A 22297-nucleotide genomic window follows, 5' to 3' on the forward strand; every position below is an offset into this window, starting at 1 on the left:
GAAAAGAGAAGGACAACGAAAAATGCAAATTGATTTACATCATGGCATGACGTGGGTGGTCGCACGCGCAGCGGGATTCACTGACCAAGAGGCTGAAATTATTGCTCACGCGGCACAATACGTTGATGATGCAACAAACTATGGTCACATCAAGTTTGATAACGGTGCTGCTTACGAGCGCATCGCAACTGCCCATAAGATGCTCGATTATAAAAACCTAGACAGCTTAAAGAACATGAAAGTGTGGGTACCTTTTCATTTCCTACCGGGTAATGGCGGTTTACCTGCTGGGCAAAATCCGTCAGGCACCTTTATTCAAAAGCTAGTGTGTAAGCCACATTCCCATGTAGCAAAAGATATGGTCGCTGAGTGTATTGCAGATAAGCATAGGCCTTATGGATTGCACCGTCTTGGTATTACCTCTCATGTCTTTATTGATACTTGGGGGCATCAGGGATTTGCTGGCATACAGCATGAAGTCAATGAAGTGACTGAAATAATGGACTTGAATGGTGAAGCAGAAGAGACTTGGCGCGAGCGAATAAGCGAATACTTTTCTGATGTTTTTCAAGATGATATTCCAAGTTTAGGACATGGGCAGGCGCTTTCCCACCCTGATCAGCCTCATCAGCAGTGGAGTTACATCAACGGATTGGGCGAGAAAGTGGTGCGAGATAATCCAAGCGATTTTCTGGTCGCAGCCGATGAGCTCTGTAAAGTCTATCAAGACTATCTAGGCGAGGCTACAAGTGGCTTGAGTGAGTCATTAAAGCAAAAAATAGCGCAGTGCTTTGCTGAATTTGATATGGATGATGGTGAAGAACGTCATCAACTATGGCTTGATGCCATTGAAGCTAACCGATTTGGGCTTGGAAGTTATACCCTAACTTACATTGCAAAAGGTGAAGGGTCGTGGAAACACCAAGCGCTAGGTACAACCCGTGCTAAAGGTGACGACGATAGCTATTCATTTCGCAGTGAATTCTTAACTTCTAACTGGAAGTATTTTCACGATGCAGCCAAAAAGCATCGCCTCTGTATCATTGATGATATTTTACCCAAATACGGAATTTGTGTGAGCTAAACTTCAGTAAAGTAAGTGCAGCAAGGCTGCACTATTTTTGTGTTTAAAATAGCTCGGAAGAAAGCTCGCGGGATTGTGAATTTTGGTTAATATGCCAAGTTTCGACAAGGCGAGCCGTACCACCCGAGTTTTTACAAATTAATTCTGTCACCAGTACTTTATAAAAACCACTGTATTTAGCCTCACCCACAACATTCAAGACATCACTATAAAATCCACCTTGATGTCTTTCATTGAAAAATTCTGGGTTACCACTGACGTAGTTGGTTTTACGGCACTGGCCTTGGTGCGAGTTGTTATTAATATTAATCAAGCCGGTATATTGAACATCCGCAAAATACTCTGGGCCATTGCTCGGCGTTTGCCAATCAGCCACTGTGATTTCACTGTGCCATACAACGGCGGGAGCCTTGGGTATCTTGTGATAAACAACCGCCTCTTCACCTGAGGGTAAGGTGCAGCTGAGTTTAAGCGACTTTTCTGTCAGCTTATGCTCCGCAGGCAGTGGGCCAGAAATAAAGGGCGCGTTGAATGTGAGAGGAGCAATCAAATCGCCGGTTTGTGTATTAACCACTTCAAATTGATGGCATTCATCCGCCGCTAAGCCGCCCGTGAGCGCATTAAAGTACTCAGTTGTGCCTGCACGAGCTGAGATAAAATCAACAGGTGCGCCCTGATACTGCGAATGATCTCCAGCACCATCCTGATCATAAAATACCTGAGTAGCCAAAACAGAAGTGGAACTACAAGCCAATGCCATCGCAAGTAGTCGAGTGTTGAATGTAACCATAGTCTTTCCTTTACAGTTGTGTTTGTTTTTTATTCAGTCTCAATATAAGGTAAATGTAACTTCATGCAACTTTTTGATTTTTCTGGTTTTGGCAATTATCTAATTACTGCAACTGCTATTTGGAGTGGTGCGTGATGTGGATATAAATACTTAGAGTTTAGCCAGCGTTAGATGAATGGAGTTCAAGTGATTAGAGGTTCTAGTTATTAGAGAGGAAGTGGACAGTATGTTGATATGGGAAAATCATTTCTATTCGCCAACATTAGGTAAAAAGCTTTATGCGCTTATGGCTTTTCCAGTTGTAAGTTGTGAATCTTTAGACCTTGGCTGACACATTTCTGTATATTTATAATGTGTTAGTTGAGGTTTTAAATGAATAGAAAAGATGAACAAGAAGTTAGGCGTAAGCTTAAGCGCGAATTCAACCCCGAAGTGCACTACTCGCTAAATTAGGCTGCATTGCATGCAAATAGTGGCTTTATCAACGTTCGATTCACGCTCTTTCTTGGCATTAATATTCTGCCCAACTTTAAACATGCGAGGGGTCAGCCCTCGCATACAAATCAACGACAGCAACTTGCTTGAAACCGACTTATCTATTTATCGACTTCCATTTGCGCCAATGTATATCGAGTACTTCTCCCACCAGCTTCGCTTTTAACCAAACACCCTAATTCGACCAGCCAAGTTAAGTGGCGTGTCGCGGTTGGCTTACTCACTTTTGCTACCTTATGGTACTGTGAGGTGTTGATGCCTTGTTCGAACTCACCATCAAGCATTTTATTAAGCACCTTAACTTGTTCTGCGGTTAGCTGAGTTTGGTTGATATTACGCCAGAAGTTTGTTTTGATTGTTGTCTTATCAATCTCTTGAAGCACCTGAGCAAAAGTTTCATCTAATGTATCTAAAAACCAGACCAGCCAGTCAGTTATATCTAACGAGCCTTTTTGAGTTTGCTCCAATATGTCGTAATAGCTTTTTCGTCGAGCCAAGATAGAAACCGACATTGCATAAAACCGGACTGATTGGCGCTCAGCTTGAGCAAGCGCTAAATCAGTCAATAAACGAGTGAGCCTGCCATTACCATCGTCAAATGGATGTAAAGTGACAAACCAGAGGTGCGCAATTCCAGCTCTAAGTAGGGGATCTAAACTCGGTTGTATGCGCGACTCATTAAACCAACAAATAAATACTCCTAACTCACGATCAAGAAGTTCTCGTCCCGGTGCTTCAAAATGGACTGTTGGCCTATCAAGTCTACCCGATACAACGTGCATTGGTTCGTCACCGCGCAGTTGGCCGCCAACAACTGAATTGAACAATGTATCGTCTTCTACAAAAAGGCGCTTGTGCCAATGCAAGAGTCGCTCTATCGACAATGGCACCTCTAAGTTATCCACTGCGTCCAGCATGATTTCAGCAAGGCCATCGGTACGAGCGGAAGTCGGAAATGGCCTTTCTTCAGATAATCCGAGTTTGTTCGCTAATGATGAGCGCACCGAAAAGGCATTTAGCTTTTCGCCTTCGATAGCACTCGAATGAACAATGTTTGCAAGTAAGGTATCCAACATGCTTTGCTTGTGGTTTGCTGTTTGGCTGAGCACTTTTCCTAGAAGGACCCCTTGATGTAAACGGACGCTTCTTAATTGAGGCTCGATTTTATCTTTGTCCCAAGTAAAATTGGGCCACCGAACTTGTTCCCAAATCCACATTTTCATACCTATGATGCGAAAACCCTCTTAATCAAATCATAACATGATGTGATTAAATCGGGCAATCACATCATGAATCGACTAGATGAAAGGCTAAGAGAATAAGGGAGTAATCCGTTAGTCTGGCTTTTGAATATCGATCGAAAAGCCTCTGCAGTGAAAGACAAAACGATAAAGCAGATTGAAACAATCCATCGAGATTTAAAAGTGCTATTTCAGAGTTTGATAGATAAAAGAATTTGCTTAGGGTAACGTATTATAGTGTAAAAAAGTTAAACACTTCTTAATCTTAGATTTAGGCTTTGATTTTAAAGGCTTTTTTAGGGTGAAATGGTGGCCCCACCTGGACTCGAACCAGGGACCTAACGATTATGAGTAAAAAGTGATGCGGCAATAAAATGGACAAAAATCAGCATCTTGATTTTTGTTCTTTCCAGTTTTGACACTATTTTGACACTTTTATATTTTTGGTATTGCATCAACAGCGTTACGCTGTTTAACAGTACGGCTATTGTGATACATAATTGTTGTTTGAATATCATCGTGATCTGCAAGCTCTTGAACGTCTTTGATATTAGCTCCATTATTTAGCAAGTATGTAATCATGGTTGCACGCATCCCCCAGTGAAAAGGTTTTAGCTTAGGTAAATTACACTCTTTGCATATTTTAGATGCGTACTTGCTAGGTCCTGATCTGTCTGCATACCAAGGCTGTCCTTTACCATTATCCAAAAAGTAAACTTCTCGCTTGTTTCGACTCTTTAAATCCTGTTTCAAGAAGTTGTAGAGTTCATCATTGATTGGCTTTATGGGGTGCTTGAGCTTCTTGTTGACGAAACTACGATCAGGGTTGCTTGAAATTCGGATTACACGTTTTTCCATATCAATCCACTCTAACTTCATTGCATCAATAGACCCTATTCTCATCAGTGAATTTGTAGCCATATAAAACGCACGCTGCATATTTCGCAGGTTTAATATTTCCCTCTCCCTGACTTCATCTTCTAGGCGTTTTGTGATGTGAGCTTTTAATATTCTTAAATGCTCAATGTCGTAAGTTTCCATGTCTTTTTTTGGTTTGGCTGGCTTCTTCAGCTTAATTTGTTTGTGAAATAGTTCATTGTCATACGCCCACGTAATAAAAATCTGCAATTGGCGCATGTGGTAATTTTGTGTAGCTGCTGCAAGCTTTTTGCCTCTGTGAGTCGCTTGGTCTTGCAAGTATTCTAAAAATCGGATGTTATGGGAGCGCTCAAATTGCTTGAGAGGGTGGTCTGGAATAGCTTTTCTATAATAATCTATCGTGCTTTTGTAGCTGTTGTATGTTCTAGAGTTTTTGAGGGACTTTACTTCGCTGAGCCACATATTAGCTGCTGCAAGAAAAGGCATTTCTGCTCGTTGCTTCTTTTGCTCATTGATTGCTTGCTCTTCTAACTTTGCTTTGTTTTTTATTTCCCAGCTTACTTGCTCATATAACTCAACGAGCCTCTGAGTTTTACTTGTCTGATCTAAGTGAGCTATGTCTGTTAGTTTGCAAAGAGTTCTTCTTACACCTTTTCTACCAGCTTGCCAGCCGCCTGATGGTGGGAACTGACCGACCCAAACACCTCGCTTTTCGTCCTTGATGAAGAGTTTTCTAGCCATTGACGTTACCACACGACCAAATGACTTCACCTAATATATTTACGGTGTTATCTAGCTGTTGTGATATCTTTTCGTTTGATATTGTTGATGCGCCATCGCTATTTAATTGCAGTTTAACTATCGCCCGGTGTGCGGCTATTTCAACAACAAAAACGCCCTCTTGATTCTCGCTTTTAGTATCAATAACAACAATATCACCTCTTCTTAGCATTACCTTTGAATCATCGTTAGTCGCTCGGTCGAACACAATTTTATCATTAAGCTTTGGTAATAATGTTTTATCAATGTCTAGTGTTTCATTGCCAGTAATATGCTTGAGAGTGCTTTTCTCGGTATAAATATCTCCTTCACCAGTGACTAACCAGTGAATATTGATGCCTGTAAATTGCGTTAATTTGCGTAAAACTGCGGCGCTTGGTTCTGAGCCTTTTCTGTAAGCACTAAATGTTGATTGGCTCAACTCTAATGCTTTATAGGCTTCTTTGGCTGTCATCGTCCCATTGATGTCAATTTTTTTTCTACTTTCTTGAAATGCAAAATCTAGCCTATCGGATTGATTTTTATAAGATTCCATTATTTATCCTGCCAAAAATGCTGAACGCATGATTAAAAAAGCGCTTGATTGAATCGAAATATCGATCTAGGATTCGATTTATCGATCTTTTGCTGTGAAAAAGAGCGTAAAACAGCGCAAATGATTAATAAATCATTAAAGCAGAAACAGGGTATTTACTCAATAACGGAGTGACTATGAGCTTTGATATTAGACAGGACTCGCTAGTTAGTAAAAGAGAGTTTATTCGTGCAGCTGGTGTATCTAGACCAACACTCAATAAAAAGCTAGATGAAGATCCAGACTCGCCAAAACCTAAGAAAACCCCAATAGGGGAAATGTATCTGGCATCTGATATCAATAAATGGTTATCACGTTATGAACCATCTATGCGAAATAGTTGCCCCATCCAAATGGCTGCTTCTCAAGCTGTGGTAGGTTGAAAATGAGCCAGTACATTGTCGAAGTGGATCAGCTAATTGACCCAAACGAAAACCCCGAACACTGGCAGCGTCAGGCTCGAAGAATTCGTGAGATTTACAACGAAGCAAAGACCCGCTTTTCGAACCCAATGCCAAAAGTACAACCAAAGCAAGACGTAGCCATACCGCGCATTGACGGAGATAGTCAGTTACACGGTTTGGCACATGCTCGAATTTTGGCAAACAGGGGTTGGCTATGACTCGCACCGACTTTGTAAACGATACCGCGCAACTCCATGCGTATTCAAACAACCGCAGCCAGCCAAACGAGGCAGACTTTGCCTTTGCTGAAATAGTTACCCAACAACACGAAGAAGCACGCGCCGCCAGCGGCCGCGCGGACGGTATTTGGTTAGCCGCACCAGTTAACACCTGTTATGTAGAGGAAATTGAAGAATGATAGATTTTGAAAGTAATACACGCCTGATCCCCATAATTTATTTTGGTGGAACAGTTGCATTGTTGATTGGTGGCATGGGTATCAATATCGCCACGAAAGAATGGCGCTATGAAACAGCTGGTAAAGCTGCACTTGTACAAGCCCAAAGTGAAAAGCGCATAAAAATAGAAGAGGCAAAAGCGGAGCTTGAATCTGCCAGATTCAAGGCTGAAGCGGATATTGAAAGAGCCAAAGGCATTGCTGAGGCTAACCGTATCATCAATGAGTCTTTAACAGATCAGTATGTCCGCTGGCTTTTTGTCGAAAATATTAAAGAGACAGAAAATCAGATCATTTACCTACCAACTGAAGCGGGCTTACCGATTTTAGAAAGTAGCCGTTTGAATAAATGAAAAACCAAGTAACAGATTCTATTCTCCATGAAGCAATCCAAAGCGCCCAGCAAGGCGCTTTTTTTCGTGATTCAATTCCAGACGTCTCTGAAACCGATATCGAAAACTCGATAACGTGGCAGGAGTACGTTGAATCATTTGCTCGATCTAATCGCGAAGCGCAAGCCCCGCAGGGGATTGAAAAAGCTAGGCTTGTCATAAGGTGCAAAAGTCCGACATCCGATTTAAGAAAGCCTCAAATGTCCAAAAGAGAGGCCGCACAGCACCACAAAGCGCAGCAATTAGAGCGTTTATACACTGACGCAGCTTTAAAACTCAGCCCTGAGAAGCGCGCAGAGTGGCTAGGGATCCAATCCAATGAATGTCTGGACATAGAAACTGGTGAAGTTCGCCCGAAATTTGTTGCCGAAGTTGAAAAAAATCACTTCGAATCGCCAGTTGTGGGCAAAATTGAGCGTGAGGCTAATCCAAAATCAAACAAAAAGCCGAAAATCCTCAAACCACACTATCAAAATAATCGTGCGCACTTCCAAACTCGCAACTGGTGTGATGGTTATCGCATCGTTTGCACGCAAATGACGACAACCAGTGACGCACCGGACGCAAACACGGGTGATAGGTTAACCACAGAATTAACCAGTCGAGCGCGTGGAAAAATTATCGACAGTGGCCTTTACATGGCGGCTGTTAAAGGCGGCTTTACTGCATTTACCACGGTCACATTAGACGAAAAAGCACGCTGGCGCATGGATAACGACCATTATCGCAAGGTTGCTAAGCGCAAGGCTGGCACCACGCTCGCTGCGATTTATTCGCCTGAAGGCAATTTACTGCATGAGGAAATTACAACAAGCGGCGCTTATACAGCGGTGGAGTTTGAGCGCTCGACCATAGGGCAAGAGCTGAGCCCATTTTTAGACCTCGTCGGCAAAATGCACAAACGGGGTTGGACTGCATCGGGCAGAATATCAAAAACACCATCCGCCAAAAAATACTCCTGGGGCAAAGTTGAGTGTATTGGCCGTTCTGACCGTCTTTATCCGTGGGGTAAAGTGTCGTCGGTTGGAGCGAAAGGCCGTGTACATACCGATCTAATGCACAACAATGAACGTGTTTACCCGTGGGGCATTGTGGAGTGCATTGAGCAATGTGAAGCGCGTGCTATCACGAATGATGATATGGAAATTTGCAAAATCGAATGCGAGCAAGATCCAAGCAAGCGCCCTGTTTTTGATTACATTTGGGTAGCGGAAGCACCACCCCGAATACATGAAACGCGTGATTATCCGTGGGGCGAAGTTTCGTCAGTCGGACATCAGAACTATCACGCTCATTTGTTGATGAGATGGAACGTTGAGCCTGTTTATTTTCATGAGTGGGCGGCATTAATTGAAGAAAAGTGGGGGCAGGGGTTTGTCACTATTGAGCGTATTAAAAATGCGACTGCGGCTGCTAAATACCTACTAAAAGCGCTTGGCTATATGACCAAAGGCGGTGACGGTTCGCAAGGTGAGATACGTGGCAACCGCTACAATATTTCAAAGTATGCCCGTGCTGAAGCATGGGAGAATTGCGCCACTCATGAAAGCCAACACATGTACGGGCTAATTCAGGAATATATGCAGGGGCTCGAAAAGCAGAGGCTAAGAAAGGCCAAAGCTGAAAAGCGCCTGAAATCAACAATTGGCTTTGCTGAAAAGATGAAAGCCGTCAACAAGAAAGACCCAACCGAAAAGCGTGATCAGCTACTCAAAAAGCTGGAATCCCAAATTGCTGCAATGACTGAAAAAGTGCAGTCAATGGCAACTGACCTAAATGGCAACTTTGCCCGTGGTGGTGTTGCGAAGTTCTCCAACGACTCAAAATTTTTAGACTTCATTAACTGGGCGATTGGCGTTCGTGGTTGGCGCTTGCGCACTGTGTTTGGGTTAGATGACGACCAGCAACACCGCAAAGAGCAAAGGCAAGAAGAAAATACAGTGACTAACTTGCTTGTTAAAGCGCAGCAAGTGATTGATGAGTCGATTGAGAGTGTTATGGCTTGGTATTCAAGGTTTGAGAGGGTAAGCCCTAACAACGAAGAGTATCACGCTATGTCACTGGTGACGGGGGAGTAAAAGTATGAAAAGGCGATTAAATGATAAGCATTGAAGTGAAAGTAAAAAGGCATCAAGAGTGGTTAAGCGATATTCCTTACCACGTGCAAAGCACTAAATTTAAGGTGCTTTGGATCACGTTATTTGAGCGCCAAAAACTTATTTATAACTACGGATTTTCGGAGGAGCACTATGAAGCAAGTGATAGAGAATTTTAAGCAGTGCATTGCACTAAAGAAGAGAGCGGATTCTCTTGGCGCTTGGGACATGAAAGAAAAGTTAGAGCTGGCCGACAAGGCGGTTAATTTATCGTTTGGCGTAATAGGCGGTTTGATTGACAAAGTTGCCCAGCTTGAAAAACAAGTAGAGGAATTAAAATCATGAAGACCGTACCACTAAACGGCGGCACTGTGCCGCTCAGAGGTAGCAAAAACCCTGTCTTAGGCGTATTTCGTCACCATTGCGGTAGCATTGCAACCGTTCACCAACCAAAAGGCCGAAAGGCGCACTTACGCTATTTATTGTGTGACGAGTGCGGTACAGACCAAGGTGCTCGTGAGCCGTATCAAGAGAAAATCCGAGCAAATATGCAGCCAAACATTGAAGCATTGTTAGCCGCTGAGGGGGAGCCTGTGTCGGTTAAATTAACCGAAAATACCGTGACTGAGATTGAGCCAGAAACCAATAGCGATGCGGTATTAGACCAAAACCAATTAGTTGAGAAGTTGGATGAAATGACTGAACAGGTAGCTGTTACCGAACAACCGACAGCAACCCCATCAAACGTGGTTGCCGAGGTTGTTGAGCAATTAGCGCCTGAACCTAAACCACAACCAATAAATAACACACCTCAAAAAGCAGCTAACGACCCAATTAAACCCCTAAAACTCGTGTTAAGCGCGATAGGTGGCGGTGTTGTGGGTTGCTTACTCGCACTTGCAAGATAACTAATATTTTCTTAAAGGACAGACAATGACTGATGTAACCACTACAGAATCGACAGAAACCAACAACGATGCGGTACTAGAGCAAAACGAGCCAATCCAAACAGAGCAGATCAACGAATATTCTGCGGCTGCAATGGCCGCAGAGTTAAAAGAGTTTGATGCAGAGCAGGAACTCGACTTTGACCCAATGTCCGCCATTGGTGCAATGCCTGAAGAAATGCAACAAGCCGCGCTCACACAAGTAAAAGATGCAGTGATCAGTGATGAGGGTGCAGAAGCTACTGCCGCTGATGCAATGGATATGCTTGAGTCGTTACTTCAAGACCATGGGCATGAGCGCTTTAGTATTGCAGACGGTAAGAAAAAACAAGGTGCCAAGCGGCTGAAACCAATCATTCAAAAGTATGCGCCAGCGGCATTGGATATGTTTGGTAGCTACAAAGATGAGATCATGGCCGCCATGTTCTTTGGCTCATTCTCTTTTAATGCTACCAAACAAATTAAAGCGCTAAAAATGGCCGATGCTCAAGCGAATGCGGAGGCTGAACCTACGGAGGAAGCAGCACATGCAGCCAATTAATGCGAATAATGCGCTAAACGCTGAAAATTGTCTGTACGTGGGCGGTACAGGTTCTGGCAAAACCAGTGCCGTTAAAATGCTGCATACCACAAAGGCGACAGACCAGATTGTGTTTTGGGATCCTCATGAAGATTACGATGAGTTTAAAGGGCGTAAAGTCAGGCGCTATCGCTCATTTACTAAGTTCTTCAATGCCTTGCTCGCTGGCAGGAAAACAAACCAAGGGTTTAAAATCGCACTTACAGTGCCGGAGTCCCGCAAGAACTTTTTAAAATTTTGCGAAATTGTGAAAGGCTTTGGTAACGGCAAGCATAAAAAGCGTTTGCACGTAGTCTGCGAGGAAGTTCCACAAGTCACGGAGTCTGTGGGTAAAGAAGTTGGCGCGTATGGTTGGCTATTAAGCGTAGGGCGCAAGTTTGGATTTGTGATCCATTCAGTAGGTCAGCGAGTGGTTGAAATGAGTAAAACAACGCTCTCACAATCGCAATTCAAATGGGTTGGTTATCAAGAGTCTGATGCAGATGCAAACCGTATGGCTAAAGAGACAGGCGTGCCGCTGAGTGATATTGATGCACTTATCCCGCTTGAATATTACTTTAAGTCTCCTGGTCGAGGGAACTATAAAAAAGGGAAGTTGAGTTTCAGAAAAAAAGCCGCTTAGAGCGGCTTTTTTAAGTATACGACTTGATTGAACATTTGAACGAGCTTTAGATATTCATTCCTTCCCAATATTGCTGAAGATTCATTTTCAATTTGATATATGTATACTTCATATGATGTTCCAATATACCCGCTTCTCAGCCCTATCAATCCGCTTTGAATTGTATTGAAGTTGAAAAATAAAACCTGATGAGCCTTTAAAAAGCCGTCAAATTGTTTGGCTCCAATACTGTTTATTTCCCTAAGTATATTTGGATTTTCTTCGATGTATCGGGCAATAGCTTGCAGAGCATTGTTAACACTATCCAATGTTCGAGATACTACGAATTGATTGTGTTGAGTTTCAACTTGATTGTGTAGCAATTCCTTTTGAGTAGCTAAGAGCCGATATGCTAAAAAAGCAAATATAGCTGAGTAAATACCACCTAGAGCGCTTCCCATCTTTGCCCAATTATCGTGAGTCGACCAAAGGCCAAAGCCAAAGTTGAAAATGTATAGAGCAATGGGTGTAAGTAATGCAGTGAGCAAAAAAATCCTTTCGTTTGTCGAACCTTTTTTATCCATAAAGCGCCTTATTGGAAATTTATTTTGGTCAATTTAACCTAATAGGTTACCCCTGCCAACTCCCCATTGACGCTAACCGAAACGCTTCTCTACGTTAAAAAGCACATTCACCACAACGAGAGAACACTTAACCAATGAATCAAATATATCTAGCTGTAAGTACGGGCTCTGCGGTTGTGGCGTTTGTACTTGTAAAACTTCTATCAGGAAAGCAACAACCAAAGGGACATGAACCAAATGAATAAAGCGATGAAAGGACACTTGATTACTGCTGGTATTGCGGCGGTTATCGCGGCGGCAGTGGTATGGGCATCAAACAACGTTGATGCAGTCGAAGACGTAATTGGGTAATTCATCATGAGTGTAATTAAGCATTTTAGACCGTCGGTATTGCAGTTGCCATCGCCAACGGGCAGCAACTACAGTGAAGAGTGGACAATCAAGCTTCAGGCGGGTTTAACCTATCATTCGATTGAATTAGAAACCAACCTAAAGCACGTTGAGACCATTAAAAAAATCACGCTGGATATTGGCGGTACGCCTATCGTGCAAGTGACTAACAAAATGTTGGATTTGCTAGACACTATGTATGAAAAGTTCAAACAAACAGGACGTTTTGTATTGGACTTTAGCCAACACGAGTACCGTACACATGGCGGTATCTTTATGACTGAGTTGGTTACGTTGCTAACGGATGACGTCACCCTAAAAATTGAAGTCGGCACGAAAGGCGCAAACGACCCTACGTCACCCGTGATTATGGGTAAGGCGTTTGTGACGGACACAAACCAGCTAGGCCGTATCTTTAAACCAACACGATACGAATTAACGCAACATGCTGCGGCTGCGGGTGAGCACTCTTGGACAATGCCAAACACGGGTCCTAATCGCTGGGTGCAAAAAATGGTGTTTGATGAGTCAGAAGTCAAAATCACCAAAGTCCGTGTTAAGCGTGGTGGCCGAACCGTTGAAACGCTAACCCGTGACGACATCGACTATCAGTTGCAGCGCTACAAAGGTGTGAAGCCACAACCGGGTTTCTTGCTGTTGGATTTCACACTATTTCGTTTTGGCTCTGCCAACGCAATGCCAACACTCGGCCTTAACTTTGAATTTGAAGTGGACAGCAACGGCGCGATTAAAACCTATGTTCAAGGTTTTGATCAAGTAAAGCCGTTTCCCGTTCCTAAGGGGGCGTAATGTCTAATTTTTTGCCTGAGTTCCTATCAGACGGATTTGAGAGCGTATCAGGCTGGTATAACGAGTATGTTGATCCACACCTAGGCAAAATTGACGAGTTACTTGGGATTGGTCGTACAGCATACGAGCAAGAAGCCGCGAAAGACCCTGAGGTGTTGAAGCGAGCTGAGCCAGTCAAAGGTCGAAATAAGGATGGTTCGACTGTGGTCGCGCAACCAAGCGTACAAATGCCGTTTAGCCAAAACACCATGATTTTTGGTGGTATTGGTGCGGCAATTATATTGGTCTTACTACTAAGGAAATAGTTTATGCCTGTATTTGTTTGGCCGCTTGTAACAGGGATTGGTGGTTTAATCGTGGGTAGCTCAATGGGCAGTTTGATGCGCTCCGTGGTTAAAATCGCCACCGTTGCAGGGCTGGCCTATGGTGCATTTTTGTTATGGGGGCAAGGCTAATGCTTCCCCTGCCACAAAACTTTACCAATACGGGGCAAATGCCGATCAATGGCGGTCATGCTAAGTCGGGGAACGGTGACACTGTTTATAACAATCACACCCGATTTGGCGGCATGACCTACAACAAAGGCATCCCACAGTGGGCAATTTTTGCGGCCGTTGGTGTGGCGCTTGTACTGGTATTTGGCCGTGCAAAGCGTTGAGCTAACTGATTCGGTTTTACGTGTTCTGCGCCCCGCGCTTTTTAATGCGAAAGGGACAATTAAACGCGAGATACGACAAGGAAAATCGCAACTTCACCAAATAGGGCAATTGTACGTGGTGACGCGCAGGGAAGCGCAAGAGTTGGTGATAGTCGCAGTCGCGGGGCGCAACCTTTTAGATGCAGTACCATCGCTTATTCGCTATGCGCAACAGCAGCAATGCGGCTCAATGCGGTGGCATACACGTAACCCTGAATACATTCGGCACGGATTTGCCAATTTACCAGCACAGCTGGTTGAAAAACGAAGAGGGATTTTTCATGACGAATACGTTTATAGGTTGGTGTTAAATGGGCGGTAAATCCAAAAGTAGTCAAAGCACTGCGACCCATCAAACCTCTACCAGTGTCGTCAACGATGGTCAGTTTGCAGGGGCGAGCAATGTTGATGCAAGTCGTACGGACATACGTAATGACTACGACATAGACAACTCAGTGCGTCAAGACTATGCATATGATTTCGAAATTGATAACTCACTAGAGCAAGAGTGGAGTGACTCGTTTAATACGGATAACTCAATTAACAATGATGGAGATTTTGCTGGTAACCGCGGCATTATCAACATGTTGGATGGTGGGGCAATTGAAGCAGCGAAAGAGATTAGCTTAGGTGCTTTTGATACGGTCGAAACGGCATTAGAAACGGTTGATAGGTCACTAGATGCAAACTCGGCAGTTGCTAGAAATGCAATTAGCAGCATGGCGGGACTAAATGCCGATTTAGCTGATGTGTATAGTGACGCGCTCAGTGACTCGACTGAAAACACACTGGAAATGATGCGCGAAATGGCAGGGGATAGTCTGTCAGTCGCAACGGGGTTCAGTGATGGGATTGCCAAAACATTAGGTAACTCGTTTACAGGTGGGCTAGAAAGCATTGAGGGCATTGCAACGTCACTCAATGATGGTTATTCGCAAAGTCTGGATGCGGTGACGTCAGGATTAAATGCTGTCACTGAGCTGACAGATAAAGTACTAGCTGGAAACAACGACTTGGTGTTGGGGCTGGCGGATTCTCACACGGAAAATCTAGGCGCGATAAACGGTCTTGCTGAAAGTGTACTGGGCAGTAACAGCAGCTTGATTGAAAACATGTCTAAGGATTTGAGTGAGGCGCATCAATCTAATTTGGCGCACTTGAGTGGTACGCAGTCAGATGTGACTCAGTTCTTGGCTACCAGTGCCAGCGAGAATATGAAAGCAAACACATTAGCGCTGGATAAGGTCGCTGCACTGGCAAAAAGCACATCGTTGCAGGGGCAGGATTTAGTCGCGCAATCGGCTAGCAGCATGATTAAGTATATCTCAGTCGCGCTGGGCTTAACGGTTGCCGTTGTTGCAGTGGCACTGATAGCAGGGAAGAAGTAACGATGGCAAAAATAACCGTAGCAGCTAACTCGGCTCGTTCGGTAAGTACCGCGGCGCGTTGGTTATCCATTATCAATGCGTCAGACACCTTTGCAATTGAGTGTAATGAATTTACGGACGTAGTGGGCGCGGTTGGTCGTCAATATGATTTAGAAGACATTTCCACGGTCACATTCATCAATGAAAGTGACGAGTTGCTGCACATAGAATATGAAGTGGCAAATCTTCGGATCACTTCAACGGCGTCTAACAACGTCAAAATCACGAATGCACTGACCATTGCCCGAGTGCTGGACACATTAAACGTGCGTGCGGTCAATGTGTCGGCCACTCGGTTTAATTCATTGGATGACATCATTATCGAACCCCATAGCCGCAAGCGATTGGTGGTAGCCAATGAGTTACGCCATGAGCTGATAATCAAAAATATCAGCGTACACAATGAAACCGTTCGTGTTGGCGGTAGTGATTGCGGGGCAACCAACGGCTTGCCAGTTGTTAAAGGCGGCACGCTTGCACTCACTAATGGCGCTGAAATTTATGCCTATAACACAGGTGATAGTCAGGCCAAACTTAGCATAGTAGAGGTGTTGCAATGAGCTACTTAGTTGAGCCAATGAATACCGATGTGCTGGCACAAATACTCATGCAGATTGACCCCGCGCAAACCGATGCGGTGACACTCATGCACGGTATTGCCAATTCGCAAACGGCACTCGCAACGGCGGTAACTGGATTACTCACCCGCGAGCTGCAAACGTGGCGTGATAACAATGTACTGACCAATATTGTGAGCCAAAACGCAGCACAAAACCTAACACTAGGCGCTGATCTGAATGCAGCAACGGAAACACTAGTCGAACTCTCAACCGTTCGACTAGAACAGATTAACGAACAAATTAAGGATGATGATGTATGAGTGATTTGCAAAACATGGCTGATTTAGTCAGCACCGGCAATCAATTACTAGACGACATTCGCGGCGGCGCAATCTCGCGCATGGCGCAAGAACACCAAGCGCAACAAGTTGAGTTCAAGAGCGAGCATGATGCACAACAGGCGGAATTTGCACAAGCACACAATGCGCAGATGCAGCAGCATGATACAGCTGTTGCCAGTCGACGTGCGGCAGTGGATGCGCTTTTACAAGATCAAATCGCTCAGACCTTTTCTGTGCACGCATACTACGATGGAGCTATTCACGGAAAAAGTAGCTTGAATATCGTAGCAAATGCGGAAAATCAGACCATCAGTGATTGGGTACCAGTTCCTCTTGGCACATTAGGAGAGATGAGTGGGATCCATGCTGGAGCGTTAGCTTATGTTAAGACTCGACGTTGTTATTCTGCGTCAGGTGGTTACCCTGACTATCTAGAAGATAAATCCCGAACATTTATGCAGTTCATCATGGCTAATGACAATGCAACAAGCCAAGAGATTGATGCTGTTATCGCAGAGAAAAACATATCTCTGAACATATTTGGCACATGGGGAGTTACGCCATTAACAATCCCTGTGGATATTATCAATATTGCTGATAAACATAGCTATAAGCGTCTGTATGTACGATTTAAAAATGTTGGGTATGCAGATGGTGAAATGCCTCAAAACATCATTGAATTTGGTGGCGGTGCACACTTTTCGATTGATGAAGTTACTCTGTATCCGAAAATAGCAAAATAAGGGGGGGTCATGGAAATAATTAGTGAACTAGGAGTCGTTTTAGAGCAGCGTGAACACGCATATCGAGCTGAGTCAGATGCATTATATATGGCATGGCAATATGACCAAACGCCAGAAGCGGAACAGGCATGGCGTGACAAGGTTGCTGAAATCAAACAGCGTTACCCAAAACCCGCTTAGGCATAGACCATGCCTAAGCATCTAATCGCAATAGGATTTGCAGTAGTAGCAATAGGGATATTCTTAATGGAACGACCAAACTTAAACGTTCGGAACAATAACCCACTCAATATCCGTGAAAATGGAACGGATTGGGAGGGGAAAGTAGGGCATAGCGGTGGGTTTGTGAAATTCATCTCTCCTGAGTACGGCTTTCGGGCGGCCTATCGCACCCTGATGACATACCGAAACCACCACGGTTTAGACACCATTGAGGGTATTGTCAGCAGATGGGCGCCAGATAACGAAAACCACACAGAGGGTTATATCAACTACATTCGCGAAAAGATGGACTTACAACCAACAATCACGAATTTCTGGAGCGATACCGTACCACTCGAGCGCTATGCAGAACTCATGTTACACATGGCCAACATGGAAGGTGCAAAAGGCGCGTTTACCATTGAACAGGCAAAACAAGGGATTGTATTGGCATGAATGGAAAATGGTTAATCACAACAATCACGGGCGCGGTACTTGGCGCGTTCGTGGTTTACCAGATTAAAAAGCGAACCAAAGGGATTTTGGACGATGAGTAAATTTAGCTGGCTTGGGGTTATTTTCAGCCCGATCACACAATGGCTCAAAAATCGCGGCGAAAAGCAGCAAGCCGCACATCAACGAGACTTGGCTATTATCAATAACCAAGCCCGACTTGCACAAAGCACGAAAGACTACAACCATGAGTGGGAAATGGCATCATTGCAAGATAAAGACAAAATTCTACGCTTTATCAGCTATTTCATGTTCACCTCACCAATACTGATAACGGTGATCAGCCCAACTCACGGAAACCAGATTTTTACTAACTTAGAATCTGTTCCCAGCTGGCTAGTGCAAACATGGGTTGCCATTAATGGAGGGGTGTGGGGTATCGCATCGCTTAAAAATGTAGTGCCTGAATTTATTCATAACTTTAAAAGGAAAGGGGCTGACAATGGAAATGTCACTAAACCTACGTGACTTTGCTTTTCTGCTTGCACAGGCCGTTATGGTCACAACGGTTATAGTGACAAACAAGCAAAGTATTACTCACCTAAAAACACAGCAAGAGAGCCTAAAAGAATGGCTCGAAGCCCTACAGAATGAACTCAAAGAGTTGCGCATAAAACTCGGAAAGTGAATACGATTTCGGGGGCACACTGGGGACATTCCAAGCCCAGATCTACCCCATATTGAACCAATTCCCAAACCATAAATAAACAAAAACCCCATCAAAAACAGTGTTTTGATGGGGTTTTAGTGTCGCTATTTGGTGGAGCTGGGGGGATTTGAACCCCCGTTATTAAGAATTTTTAGCAAATAAAAAACCCATCAGCATTGAGAGTTGATGGGCTTTTCTTATTCGATAAACTTTATTCTTTAGCGGTGAGTGATTGGATTTCTCGTAATAAAAAGTCTATCGCTACTGTATAATCTGCGTCACTTTCTCCACTTCTAAGAAGTAATTCTATTGCAGCTGTAGAGAGTTCATGAATTAATTGGTTGTTTTGACTCACTATTGTAACTCCATGTGATTGATACAAGGATGTTACCTCAGTTGATGACAAATTTTTTTTGCAAAATAAATGTGAATATGTGTTTTGTTTGTTAATATTGCGCGGTGTTTCTATTTTCTCAATTATTAACTGACGGCTAAGGAAAAGTCTTTGCTCAATGTATTTAACAATATAACAGGTGATGATTTGCGCCGTATACGTGTTGCAAGACGCAAAACTACTAAACAAGTAGCTGATGCGTTGGGAGTAACTCGACAAACGTATGAAAATTGGGAAAATGACATAACTCAGCCGAAAATTAACCAGTTTATTTCCTTATGCACATATCACTGCATCGACTTTAGCTCGATATTCTCACAGTTACGTGGTAATAAATCCAAAACTAACATCAATGGAAAAAGGAAACACAATGAAATTAATAGAAGCTAAATTACTAGAAAAAATTACTGGCGGTAGCGGTGATCGTAACGGCGATGGGCCTAAATTAGAGCGTGCAAGCGGCACTACCTATGCTCCCCCAAAGAAACAGGGAACCAGTTAGGAGTTTTATGATTAACTTTGTACTTTTAGCCTTTTCTGCTTGTTTGTTGATTTATATAGATGCATCAGCTTATACAGAAGCTATTTTGCTGGCGGCAGTGATAGTCGCAATTATTTCAAATAGGTCTAGTGTAAATGGGTTGCATTTAGCTCTCATTCTGCTTTTTATCATTTCTGTTGAAACGATGATTCAAGCTTCTCAGGTGCTAGTCCCTTCAGGTGACATGCTAAATGTATGGAAAAATACAATTATTTATTCAACTTACTTAGTTTTCGATCTTATAGCGCTGATTACTATGATGTTGAGACCTGCAATTTCAAGGACAATACTCCCTGATAGAAAGGCTGAGATATACATGACGCCGTCTGAAATTTTATTGATAAGTGTATATGTACTTTTCATCGGTATAAATCTATTGGCGCTTGGGGAGAACTTTATACGCAACCTAGAGCACCTAGGAATTAGCGAAGATTTTGCAAAACAGTTTTGGAGCTGGGATTGGATCTATTACAGTTATCCCACAATGAAGCGCGTTGTAATAGCAATACAGCTGTTTTCAATCTTCATGTTAATCAAAGAGCCACGGCATAAAGAACTGAAAGTTGCATAGCTTGAGTATCTATAAGAAGCCGCATATTTATATGCGGTTTTTTTGTGTCTACTTGACACTAAATTGACACTTTAAGGGGTTTGACACTTGATTGACACTAAGGGGATTTAACGTGCTTGGCTTAAGTTTGATTTATAAGTTATTGTTTTTAATCTTAAAAATGGTGGCCCCACCTGGACTCGAACCAGGGACCTAACGATTATGAGTCGTGCGCTCTAACCAACTGAGCTATAGGGCCATTTTGTATTGTAAGTGCTCATTAAATTCATCCATGAAGCAATATCCTGTCGGCGTCCTGCCTCCACCTCATCAAGCTGCGAAGCGCTGCTTCGGTCTTGATTCGCCCAACTGAGCTATAGGGCTATTTGCTGTAGTGATTTAAAGGTAAATCACTGAAAGCGCAGGCAGTATAAAAATTTTTAACAGGCTTGTCACTATTAAAACGTGAAAAAGTCGGGGCGAATGGATTGATTGCTCAATAATAAGCCAATGTTGTAGTGGTTAGGGTGTTGAGCTGTGCGGATCATTAAAATGGCGAGGTAAGTATTAGTCTGGTTTTACAGTGTAAAAAATAGAGTTACTTAGCATTCGGGTTGGATTTTTGTTGTAAACACAAGATGAGCAAGCAGTAACGTTCGCTGGAAGTAGGGCAGAGATAAAAGAAGCCGGCAATTGGCCGGCCTCTTTTAGGAGAACGAATTAGGTTATTGGTGCATGCCTAGTTTTTTCTCTAGGTAGTGGATATTTGTGCCACCGTTTTGGAAGTTCTCGTCTGACAAGATCTTCTTGTGAAGCGGGGTATTGGTTTTAATCCCGTCAATTACTAGCTCATTTAGTGCGTTTTTAGCACGAGCGATCGCAACATCACGGTTCTCACCATAAGTGATTAACTTACCGATCATCGAGTCGTAATGTGGCGGTACCGTGTAATCAGCGTAAATATGGCTGTCCCAACGGATCCCAAGGCCACCTGCTGGGTGGAAGCGTGTAATTTTACCCGGTGAAGGGATAAAGCTCTCTGGGTCTTCTGCGTTAATACGGCACTCGATTGCGTGACCACGGATCACCACGTCTTCTTGTGTGATAGAAAGCGGTTGACCAGCAGCAATCTTAAGTTGCTCTTTGATTAAGTCTACGCCAGTGACCATTTCTGTTACTGGGTGCTCAACCTGAATACGAGTGTTCATTTCAATGAAGTAGAACTCGCCGTTTTCGTATAAGAATTCAAACGTACCTGCACCGCGATAACCAATCTCGATACATGCACGAGTACAGCGATCACCAATGTATTTACGCATTTCTGCTGTGATCCCTGGTGCAGGTGCTTCTTCCACTACTTTTTGGTGACGACGCTGCATTGAACAGTCGCGCTCACCTAGGTGGATTGCATTGCCTTGACCGTCAGCGAGTACTTGAACTTCGATATGGCGTGGGTTTTCTAGGAATTTTTCCATGTAAACCATACCGTTACCGAAGAACTGCTTCGCTTCTTGTTGTGTTAAGGCGATAGAGTTTGCAAGTTCTTTTTCGTTGCGAACGACACGCATACCACGACCACCGCCGCCGCCAGCCGCTTTGATGATAACTGGGTAGCCGATACGCTTAGCGATCTGCGTATTGCGGTCGTTGTCATCTGTCAATGGACCATCAGAACCTGGCACGCAAGGTACGCCTGCTTTTCTCATCGCTTCAATTGCTGATACTTTATCACCCATTAGGCGAATAGTGTCGCCCTTTGGACCGATAAAGATAAAGCCACTTTGCTCAACTTGGTCAGCAAAGTCGGCATTTTCAGAAAGGAAACCGTAACCTGGGTGAATAGCAACCGCGTCTGTGACTTCTGCTGCCGCGATAATACGAGGAATATCAAGGTAGCTTTCGCTTGCCGCAGGTTTTCCGATACAAATGGTTTCATCTGCAAGAAGAACGTGTTTTAGGTCGCGGTCAGCTGTTGAGTGCACAGCAACCGTCTTAATACCTAGCTCCTTGCAGGCACGCAATACGCGAAGTGCAATTTCACCTCGGTTTGCAATGACTACTTTATCTAACATAACGTTGACCTTCTGCGTAATTATTCGATGATGAATAGCGGTTGGTCGAATTCTACTGGCTCACCGTTTTCAACTAGGATTGCTTTCACTACACCAGCTTTGTCTGATTCGATCTGGTTCATCATCTTCATGGCTTCAACGATGCAAAGTGTGTCGCCAACATTTACTTTTGAACCTACTTCAACGTATGCCGCTGCTGTTGGAGAAGAAGCGGTGTAGAAAGTACCAACCATAGGAGACTTAACTTGGTGACCTGCTGGTGCGCTGCTTTCTGCTGGTGCTGCTTCTACTGCTGCAGGAGCCGCCGCTGGTGCCGCTGGTGCTGCTGGTGCAGGTGCCGCTGGAGCTGCCATGTATTGTTGAGGTTGTGCATAAACTGGTGCACTGCTGTGGCGATTGATACGTACTGACTCTTCACCTTCAGTGATTTCTAGCTCTGCAATACCTGATTCTTCTACTAGCTCGATAAGTTTTTTGATCTTGCGAATATCCATACAATGACCCG

At 43.8% G+C, this 22297-nt stretch carries 35 protein-coding genes and 1 tRNA gene; 27 read left to right on the top strand and 9 right to left on the bottom strand.

Features of this window, described 5'->3' with window-relative positions; all coding sequences use genetic code 11:
* The first annotated feature begins 22 nt into the window (after positions 1-22).
* Positions 23-1084, top strand: coding sequence for a DUF6765 family protein (locus tag MHN32_RS06530; RefSeq protein WP_239421242.1), 1062 nt, complete (start codon positions 23-25; stop codon positions 1082-1084).
* A 43-nt stretch (positions 1085-1127) separates the two neighbouring features.
* Here MHN32_RS06530 and MHN32_RS06535 read toward each other — a convergent pair whose 3' ends face one another.
* The 4 genes from MHN32_RS06535 to MHN32_RS06550 all read right to left on the bottom strand — a co-directional run bounded on the left by MHN32_RS06535 (position 1128) and on the right by MHN32_RS06550 (position 5804).
* Complete coding sequence (locus MHN32_RS06535) at positions 1128-1874, bottom strand: hypothetical protein (protein ID WP_239421244.1); 747 nt, start codon at positions 1872-1874, stop codon at positions 1128-1130.
* A 596-nt stretch (positions 1875-2470) separates the two neighbouring features.
* Entirely contained in the window at positions 2471-3586 is a 1116-nt protein-coding gene (locus MHN32_RS06540; RefSeq protein WP_211867117.1) for a Fic family protein, read from the bottom strand.
* Between the two features lie 459 nt (positions 3587-4045).
* Entirely contained in the window at positions 4046-5230 is a 1185-nt protein-coding gene (locus MHN32_RS06545) for a site-specific integrase (protein WP_239421247.1), read from the bottom strand.
* The gene (locus MHN32_RS06550) at positions 5223-5804 is read right to left on the bottom strand and encodes a helix-turn-helix domain containing protein (RefSeq protein ID WP_239421249.1); all 582 of its coding nucleotides are present in this window, start codon (positions 5802-5804) and stop codon (positions 5223-5225) included. The genes MHN32_RS06545 and MHN32_RS06550 overlap by 8 nt, the downstream gene beginning before the upstream one ends.
* Positions 5805-5980: 176 nt before the next feature.
* On the opposite strand from MHN32_RS06550, the gene MHN32_RS06555 reads away from it, so the two are divergent.
* From MHN32_RS06555 to MHN32_RS06600, 10 genes are read left to right on the top strand one after another with little or no spacing between them, the layout of a single operon-like run.
* Entirely contained in the window at positions 5981-6226 is a 246-nt protein-coding gene (locus tag MHN32_RS06555) for a hypothetical protein (RefSeq protein ID WP_239421251.1), read from the top strand.
* A gap of 2 nt (positions 6227-6228) precedes the next feature.
* Positions 6229-6465 carry a hypothetical protein gene (locus tag MHN32_RS06560; RefSeq protein ID WP_239421253.1) on the top strand — a complete coding sequence of 79 codons (237 nt, stop codon included), beginning with the start codon at positions 6229-6231 and terminating at the stop codon, positions 6463-6465.
* The gene (locus MHN32_RS06565; RefSeq protein WP_239421255.1) at positions 6462-6665 is read left to right on the top strand and encodes a hypothetical protein; all 204 of its coding nucleotides are present in this window, start codon (positions 6462-6464) and stop codon (positions 6663-6665) included. Before MHN32_RS06560 ends, MHN32_RS06565 begins: the two co-directional genes overlap by 4 nt.
* Complete coding sequence (locus MHN32_RS06570) at positions 6662-7057, top strand: hypothetical protein (protein WP_237117287.1); 396 nt, start codon at positions 6662-6664, stop codon at positions 7055-7057. Before MHN32_RS06565 ends, MHN32_RS06570 begins: the two co-directional genes overlap by 4 nt.
* On the top strand, positions 7054-9174 hold the full coding sequence (locus MHN32_RS06575) for a hypothetical protein (protein ID WP_239421259.1): 2121 nt from the start codon (positions 7054-7056) through the stop codon (positions 9172-9174). Before MHN32_RS06570 ends, MHN32_RS06575 begins: the two co-directional genes overlap by 4 nt.
* A 20-nt stretch (positions 9175-9194) precedes the next feature.
* Positions 9195-9371 carry a hypothetical protein gene (locus MHN32_RS06580; RefSeq protein WP_239421260.1) on the top strand — a complete coding sequence of 59 codons (177 nt, stop codon included), beginning with the start codon at positions 9195-9197 and terminating at the stop codon, positions 9369-9371.
* Positions 9346-9537, top strand: a complete 192-nt coding sequence (locus tag MHN32_RS06585) for a hypothetical protein (RefSeq protein WP_239421261.1) — start codon at positions 9346-9348, stop codon at positions 9535-9537. Before MHN32_RS06580 ends, MHN32_RS06585 begins: the two co-directional genes overlap by 26 nt.
* Positions 9534-10100 (top strand): hypothetical protein, encoded by a 567-nt coding sequence (locus tag MHN32_RS06590; RefSeq protein ID WP_239421262.1) that lies wholly within the window; start codon positions 9534-9536, stop codon positions 10098-10100. Before MHN32_RS06585 ends, MHN32_RS06590 begins: the two co-directional genes overlap by 4 nt.
* A 25-nt stretch (positions 10101-10125) precedes the next feature.
* A complete protein-coding gene (locus tag MHN32_RS06595; protein WP_239421263.1) occupies positions 10126-10680 on the top strand; it encodes a hypothetical protein in 555 nt (184 codons plus the stop codon).
* Positions 10667-11341, top strand: a complete 675-nt coding sequence (locus MHN32_RS06600) for a hypothetical protein (RefSeq protein ID WP_010606454.1) — start codon at positions 10667-10669, stop codon at positions 11339-11341. Before MHN32_RS06595 ends, MHN32_RS06600 begins: the two co-directional genes overlap by 14 nt.
* Here MHN32_RS06600 and MHN32_RS06605 read toward each other — a convergent pair.
* Positions 11338-11904 (bottom strand): hypothetical protein, encoded by a 567-nt coding sequence (locus tag MHN32_RS06605; protein WP_239421264.1) that lies wholly within the window; start codon positions 11902-11904, stop codon positions 11338-11340. The genes MHN32_RS06600 and MHN32_RS06605 overlap by 4 nt on opposite strands.
* A gap of 357 nt (positions 11905-12261) precedes the next feature.
* Between MHN32_RS06605 and MHN32_RS06610 the strand changes: the two genes are divergently transcribed.
* The 13 genes from MHN32_RS06610 (at position 12262) to MHN32_RS06670 (ending at position 18214) form a co-directional block, all read left to right on the top strand.
* Positions 12262-13104 carry a major capsid protein P2 gene (locus MHN32_RS06610; protein WP_239421265.1) on the top strand — a complete coding sequence of 281 codons (843 nt, stop codon included), beginning with the start codon at positions 12262-12264 and terminating at the stop codon, positions 13102-13104.
* Positions 13104-13409, top strand: a complete 306-nt coding sequence (locus MHN32_RS06615; protein WP_138583327.1) for a hypothetical protein — start codon at positions 13104-13106, stop codon at positions 13407-13409. Before MHN32_RS06610 ends, MHN32_RS06615 begins: the two co-directional genes overlap by 1 nt.
* Before the next feature lie 3 nt (positions 13410-13412).
* Positions 13413-13559, top strand: a complete 147-nt coding sequence (locus MHN32_RS06620) for a hypothetical protein (protein WP_157782808.1) — start codon at positions 13413-13415, stop codon at positions 13557-13559.
* Positions 13559-13762 carry a hypothetical protein gene (locus MHN32_RS06625; protein ID WP_069019859.1) on the top strand — a complete coding sequence of 68 codons (204 nt, stop codon included), beginning with the start codon at positions 13559-13561 and terminating at the stop codon, positions 13760-13762. Before MHN32_RS06620 ends, MHN32_RS06625 begins: the two co-directional genes overlap by 1 nt.
* Positions 13731-14123: a hypothetical protein gene (locus MHN32_RS06630; protein WP_239421266.1), complete on the top strand. Its 393-nt coding sequence runs from the start codon at positions 13731-13733 to the stop codon at positions 14121-14123. The genes MHN32_RS06625 and MHN32_RS06630 overlap by 32 nt, the downstream gene beginning before the upstream one ends.
* Complete coding sequence (locus tag MHN32_RS06635; protein WP_239421267.1) at positions 14113-15189, top strand: hypothetical protein; 1077 nt, start codon at positions 14113-14115, stop codon at positions 15187-15189. Before MHN32_RS06630 ends, MHN32_RS06635 begins: the two co-directional genes overlap by 11 nt.
* Before the next feature lie 2 nt (positions 15190-15191).
* A complete protein-coding gene (locus MHN32_RS06640) occupies positions 15192-15788 on the top strand; it encodes a hypothetical protein (RefSeq protein ID WP_239421268.1) in 597 nt (198 codons plus the stop codon).
* Positions 15785-16108, top strand: coding sequence for a hypothetical protein (locus MHN32_RS06645; protein WP_239421269.1), 324 nt, complete (start codon positions 15785-15787; stop codon positions 16106-16108). Before MHN32_RS06640 ends, MHN32_RS06645 begins: the two co-directional genes overlap by 4 nt.
* On the top strand, positions 16105-16872 hold the full coding sequence (locus MHN32_RS06650; RefSeq protein WP_239421270.1) for a hypothetical protein: 768 nt from the start codon (positions 16105-16107) through the stop codon (positions 16870-16872). Before MHN32_RS06645 ends, MHN32_RS06650 begins: the two co-directional genes overlap by 4 nt.
* 9 nt (positions 16873-16881) lie before the next feature.
* Entirely contained in the window at positions 16882-17052 is a 171-nt protein-coding gene (locus MHN32_RS06655; RefSeq protein WP_239421271.1) for a hypothetical protein, read from the top strand.
* A 9-nt stretch (positions 17053-17061) separates the two neighbouring features.
* A complete protein-coding gene (locus MHN32_RS06660; RefSeq protein WP_239421272.1) occupies positions 17062-17529 on the top strand; it encodes a hypothetical protein in 468 nt (155 codons plus the stop codon).
* Between the two features lie 93 nt (positions 17530-17622).
* A complete protein-coding gene (locus tag MHN32_RS06665) occupies positions 17623-18054 on the top strand; it encodes a hypothetical protein (protein WP_239421273.1) in 432 nt (143 codons plus the stop codon).
* The gene (locus MHN32_RS06670) at positions 18029-18214 is read left to right on the top strand and encodes a hypothetical protein (protein WP_237117305.1); all 186 of its coding nucleotides are present in this window, start codon (positions 18029-18031) and stop codon (positions 18212-18214) included. Before MHN32_RS06665 ends, MHN32_RS06670 begins: the two co-directional genes overlap by 26 nt.
* A gap of 232 nt (positions 18215-18446) precedes the next feature.
* Here MHN32_RS06670 and MHN32_RS06675 read toward each other — a convergent pair whose 3' ends face one another.
* Positions 18447-18590, bottom strand: a complete 144-nt coding sequence (locus tag MHN32_RS06675; protein ID WP_239421274.1) for a hypothetical protein — start codon at positions 18588-18590, stop codon at positions 18447-18449.
* Between the two features lie 186 nt (positions 18591-18776).
* Here MHN32_RS06675 and MHN32_RS06680 point away from each other — a divergent pair, with 186 nt between their 5' ends.
* From MHN32_RS06680 to MHN32_RS06685, 3 genes are read left to right on the top strand one after another with little or no spacing between them, the layout of a single operon-like run.
* A complete protein-coding gene (locus MHN32_RS06680) occupies positions 18777-19019 on the top strand; it encodes a helix-turn-helix transcriptional regulator (protein ID WP_239421347.1) in 243 nt (80 codons plus the stop codon).
* Complete coding sequence (locus MHN32_RS23715) at positions 19000-19131, top strand: hypothetical protein (RefSeq protein WP_275440265.1); 132 nt, start codon at positions 19000-19002, stop codon at positions 19129-19131. Before MHN32_RS06680 ends, MHN32_RS23715 begins: the two co-directional genes overlap by 20 nt.
* Before the next feature lie 7 nt (positions 19132-19138).
* Positions 19139-19741, top strand: a complete 603-nt coding sequence (locus tag MHN32_RS06685) for a hypothetical protein (protein WP_239421275.1) — start codon at positions 19139-19141, stop codon at positions 19739-19741.
* Between the two features lie 161 nt (positions 19742-19902).
* On the opposite strand, the gene MHN32_RS06690 is transcribed toward MHN32_RS06685, so the two are convergent.
* The 3 genes from MHN32_RS06690 to accB form a co-directional block, all read right to left on the bottom strand.
* Positions 19903-19979 (bottom strand) — tRNA-Ile (locus MHN32_RS06690).
* 466 nt (positions 19980-20445) lie between these two features.
* A complete protein-coding gene (gene accC / locus MHN32_RS06695) occupies positions 20446-21792 on the bottom strand; it encodes an acetyl-CoA carboxylase biotin carboxylase subunit (RefSeq protein ID WP_045987969.1) in 1347 nt (448 codons plus the stop codon).
* A gap of 20 nt (positions 21793-21812) precedes the next feature.
* Positions 21813-22286 (bottom strand): acetyl-CoA carboxylase biotin carboxyl carrier protein, encoded by a 474-nt coding sequence (accB, locus tag MHN32_RS06700; protein WP_174170576.1) that lies wholly within the window; start codon positions 22284-22286, stop codon positions 21813-21815.
* Positions 22287-22297: the final 11 nt, after the last annotated feature.

The organism is Pseudoalteromonas sp. Of11M-6, from assembly GCF_022347905.1.
Classification (GTDB): Bacteria; Pseudomonadota; Gammaproteobacteria; order Enterobacterales; family Alteromonadaceae; genus Pseudoalteromonas.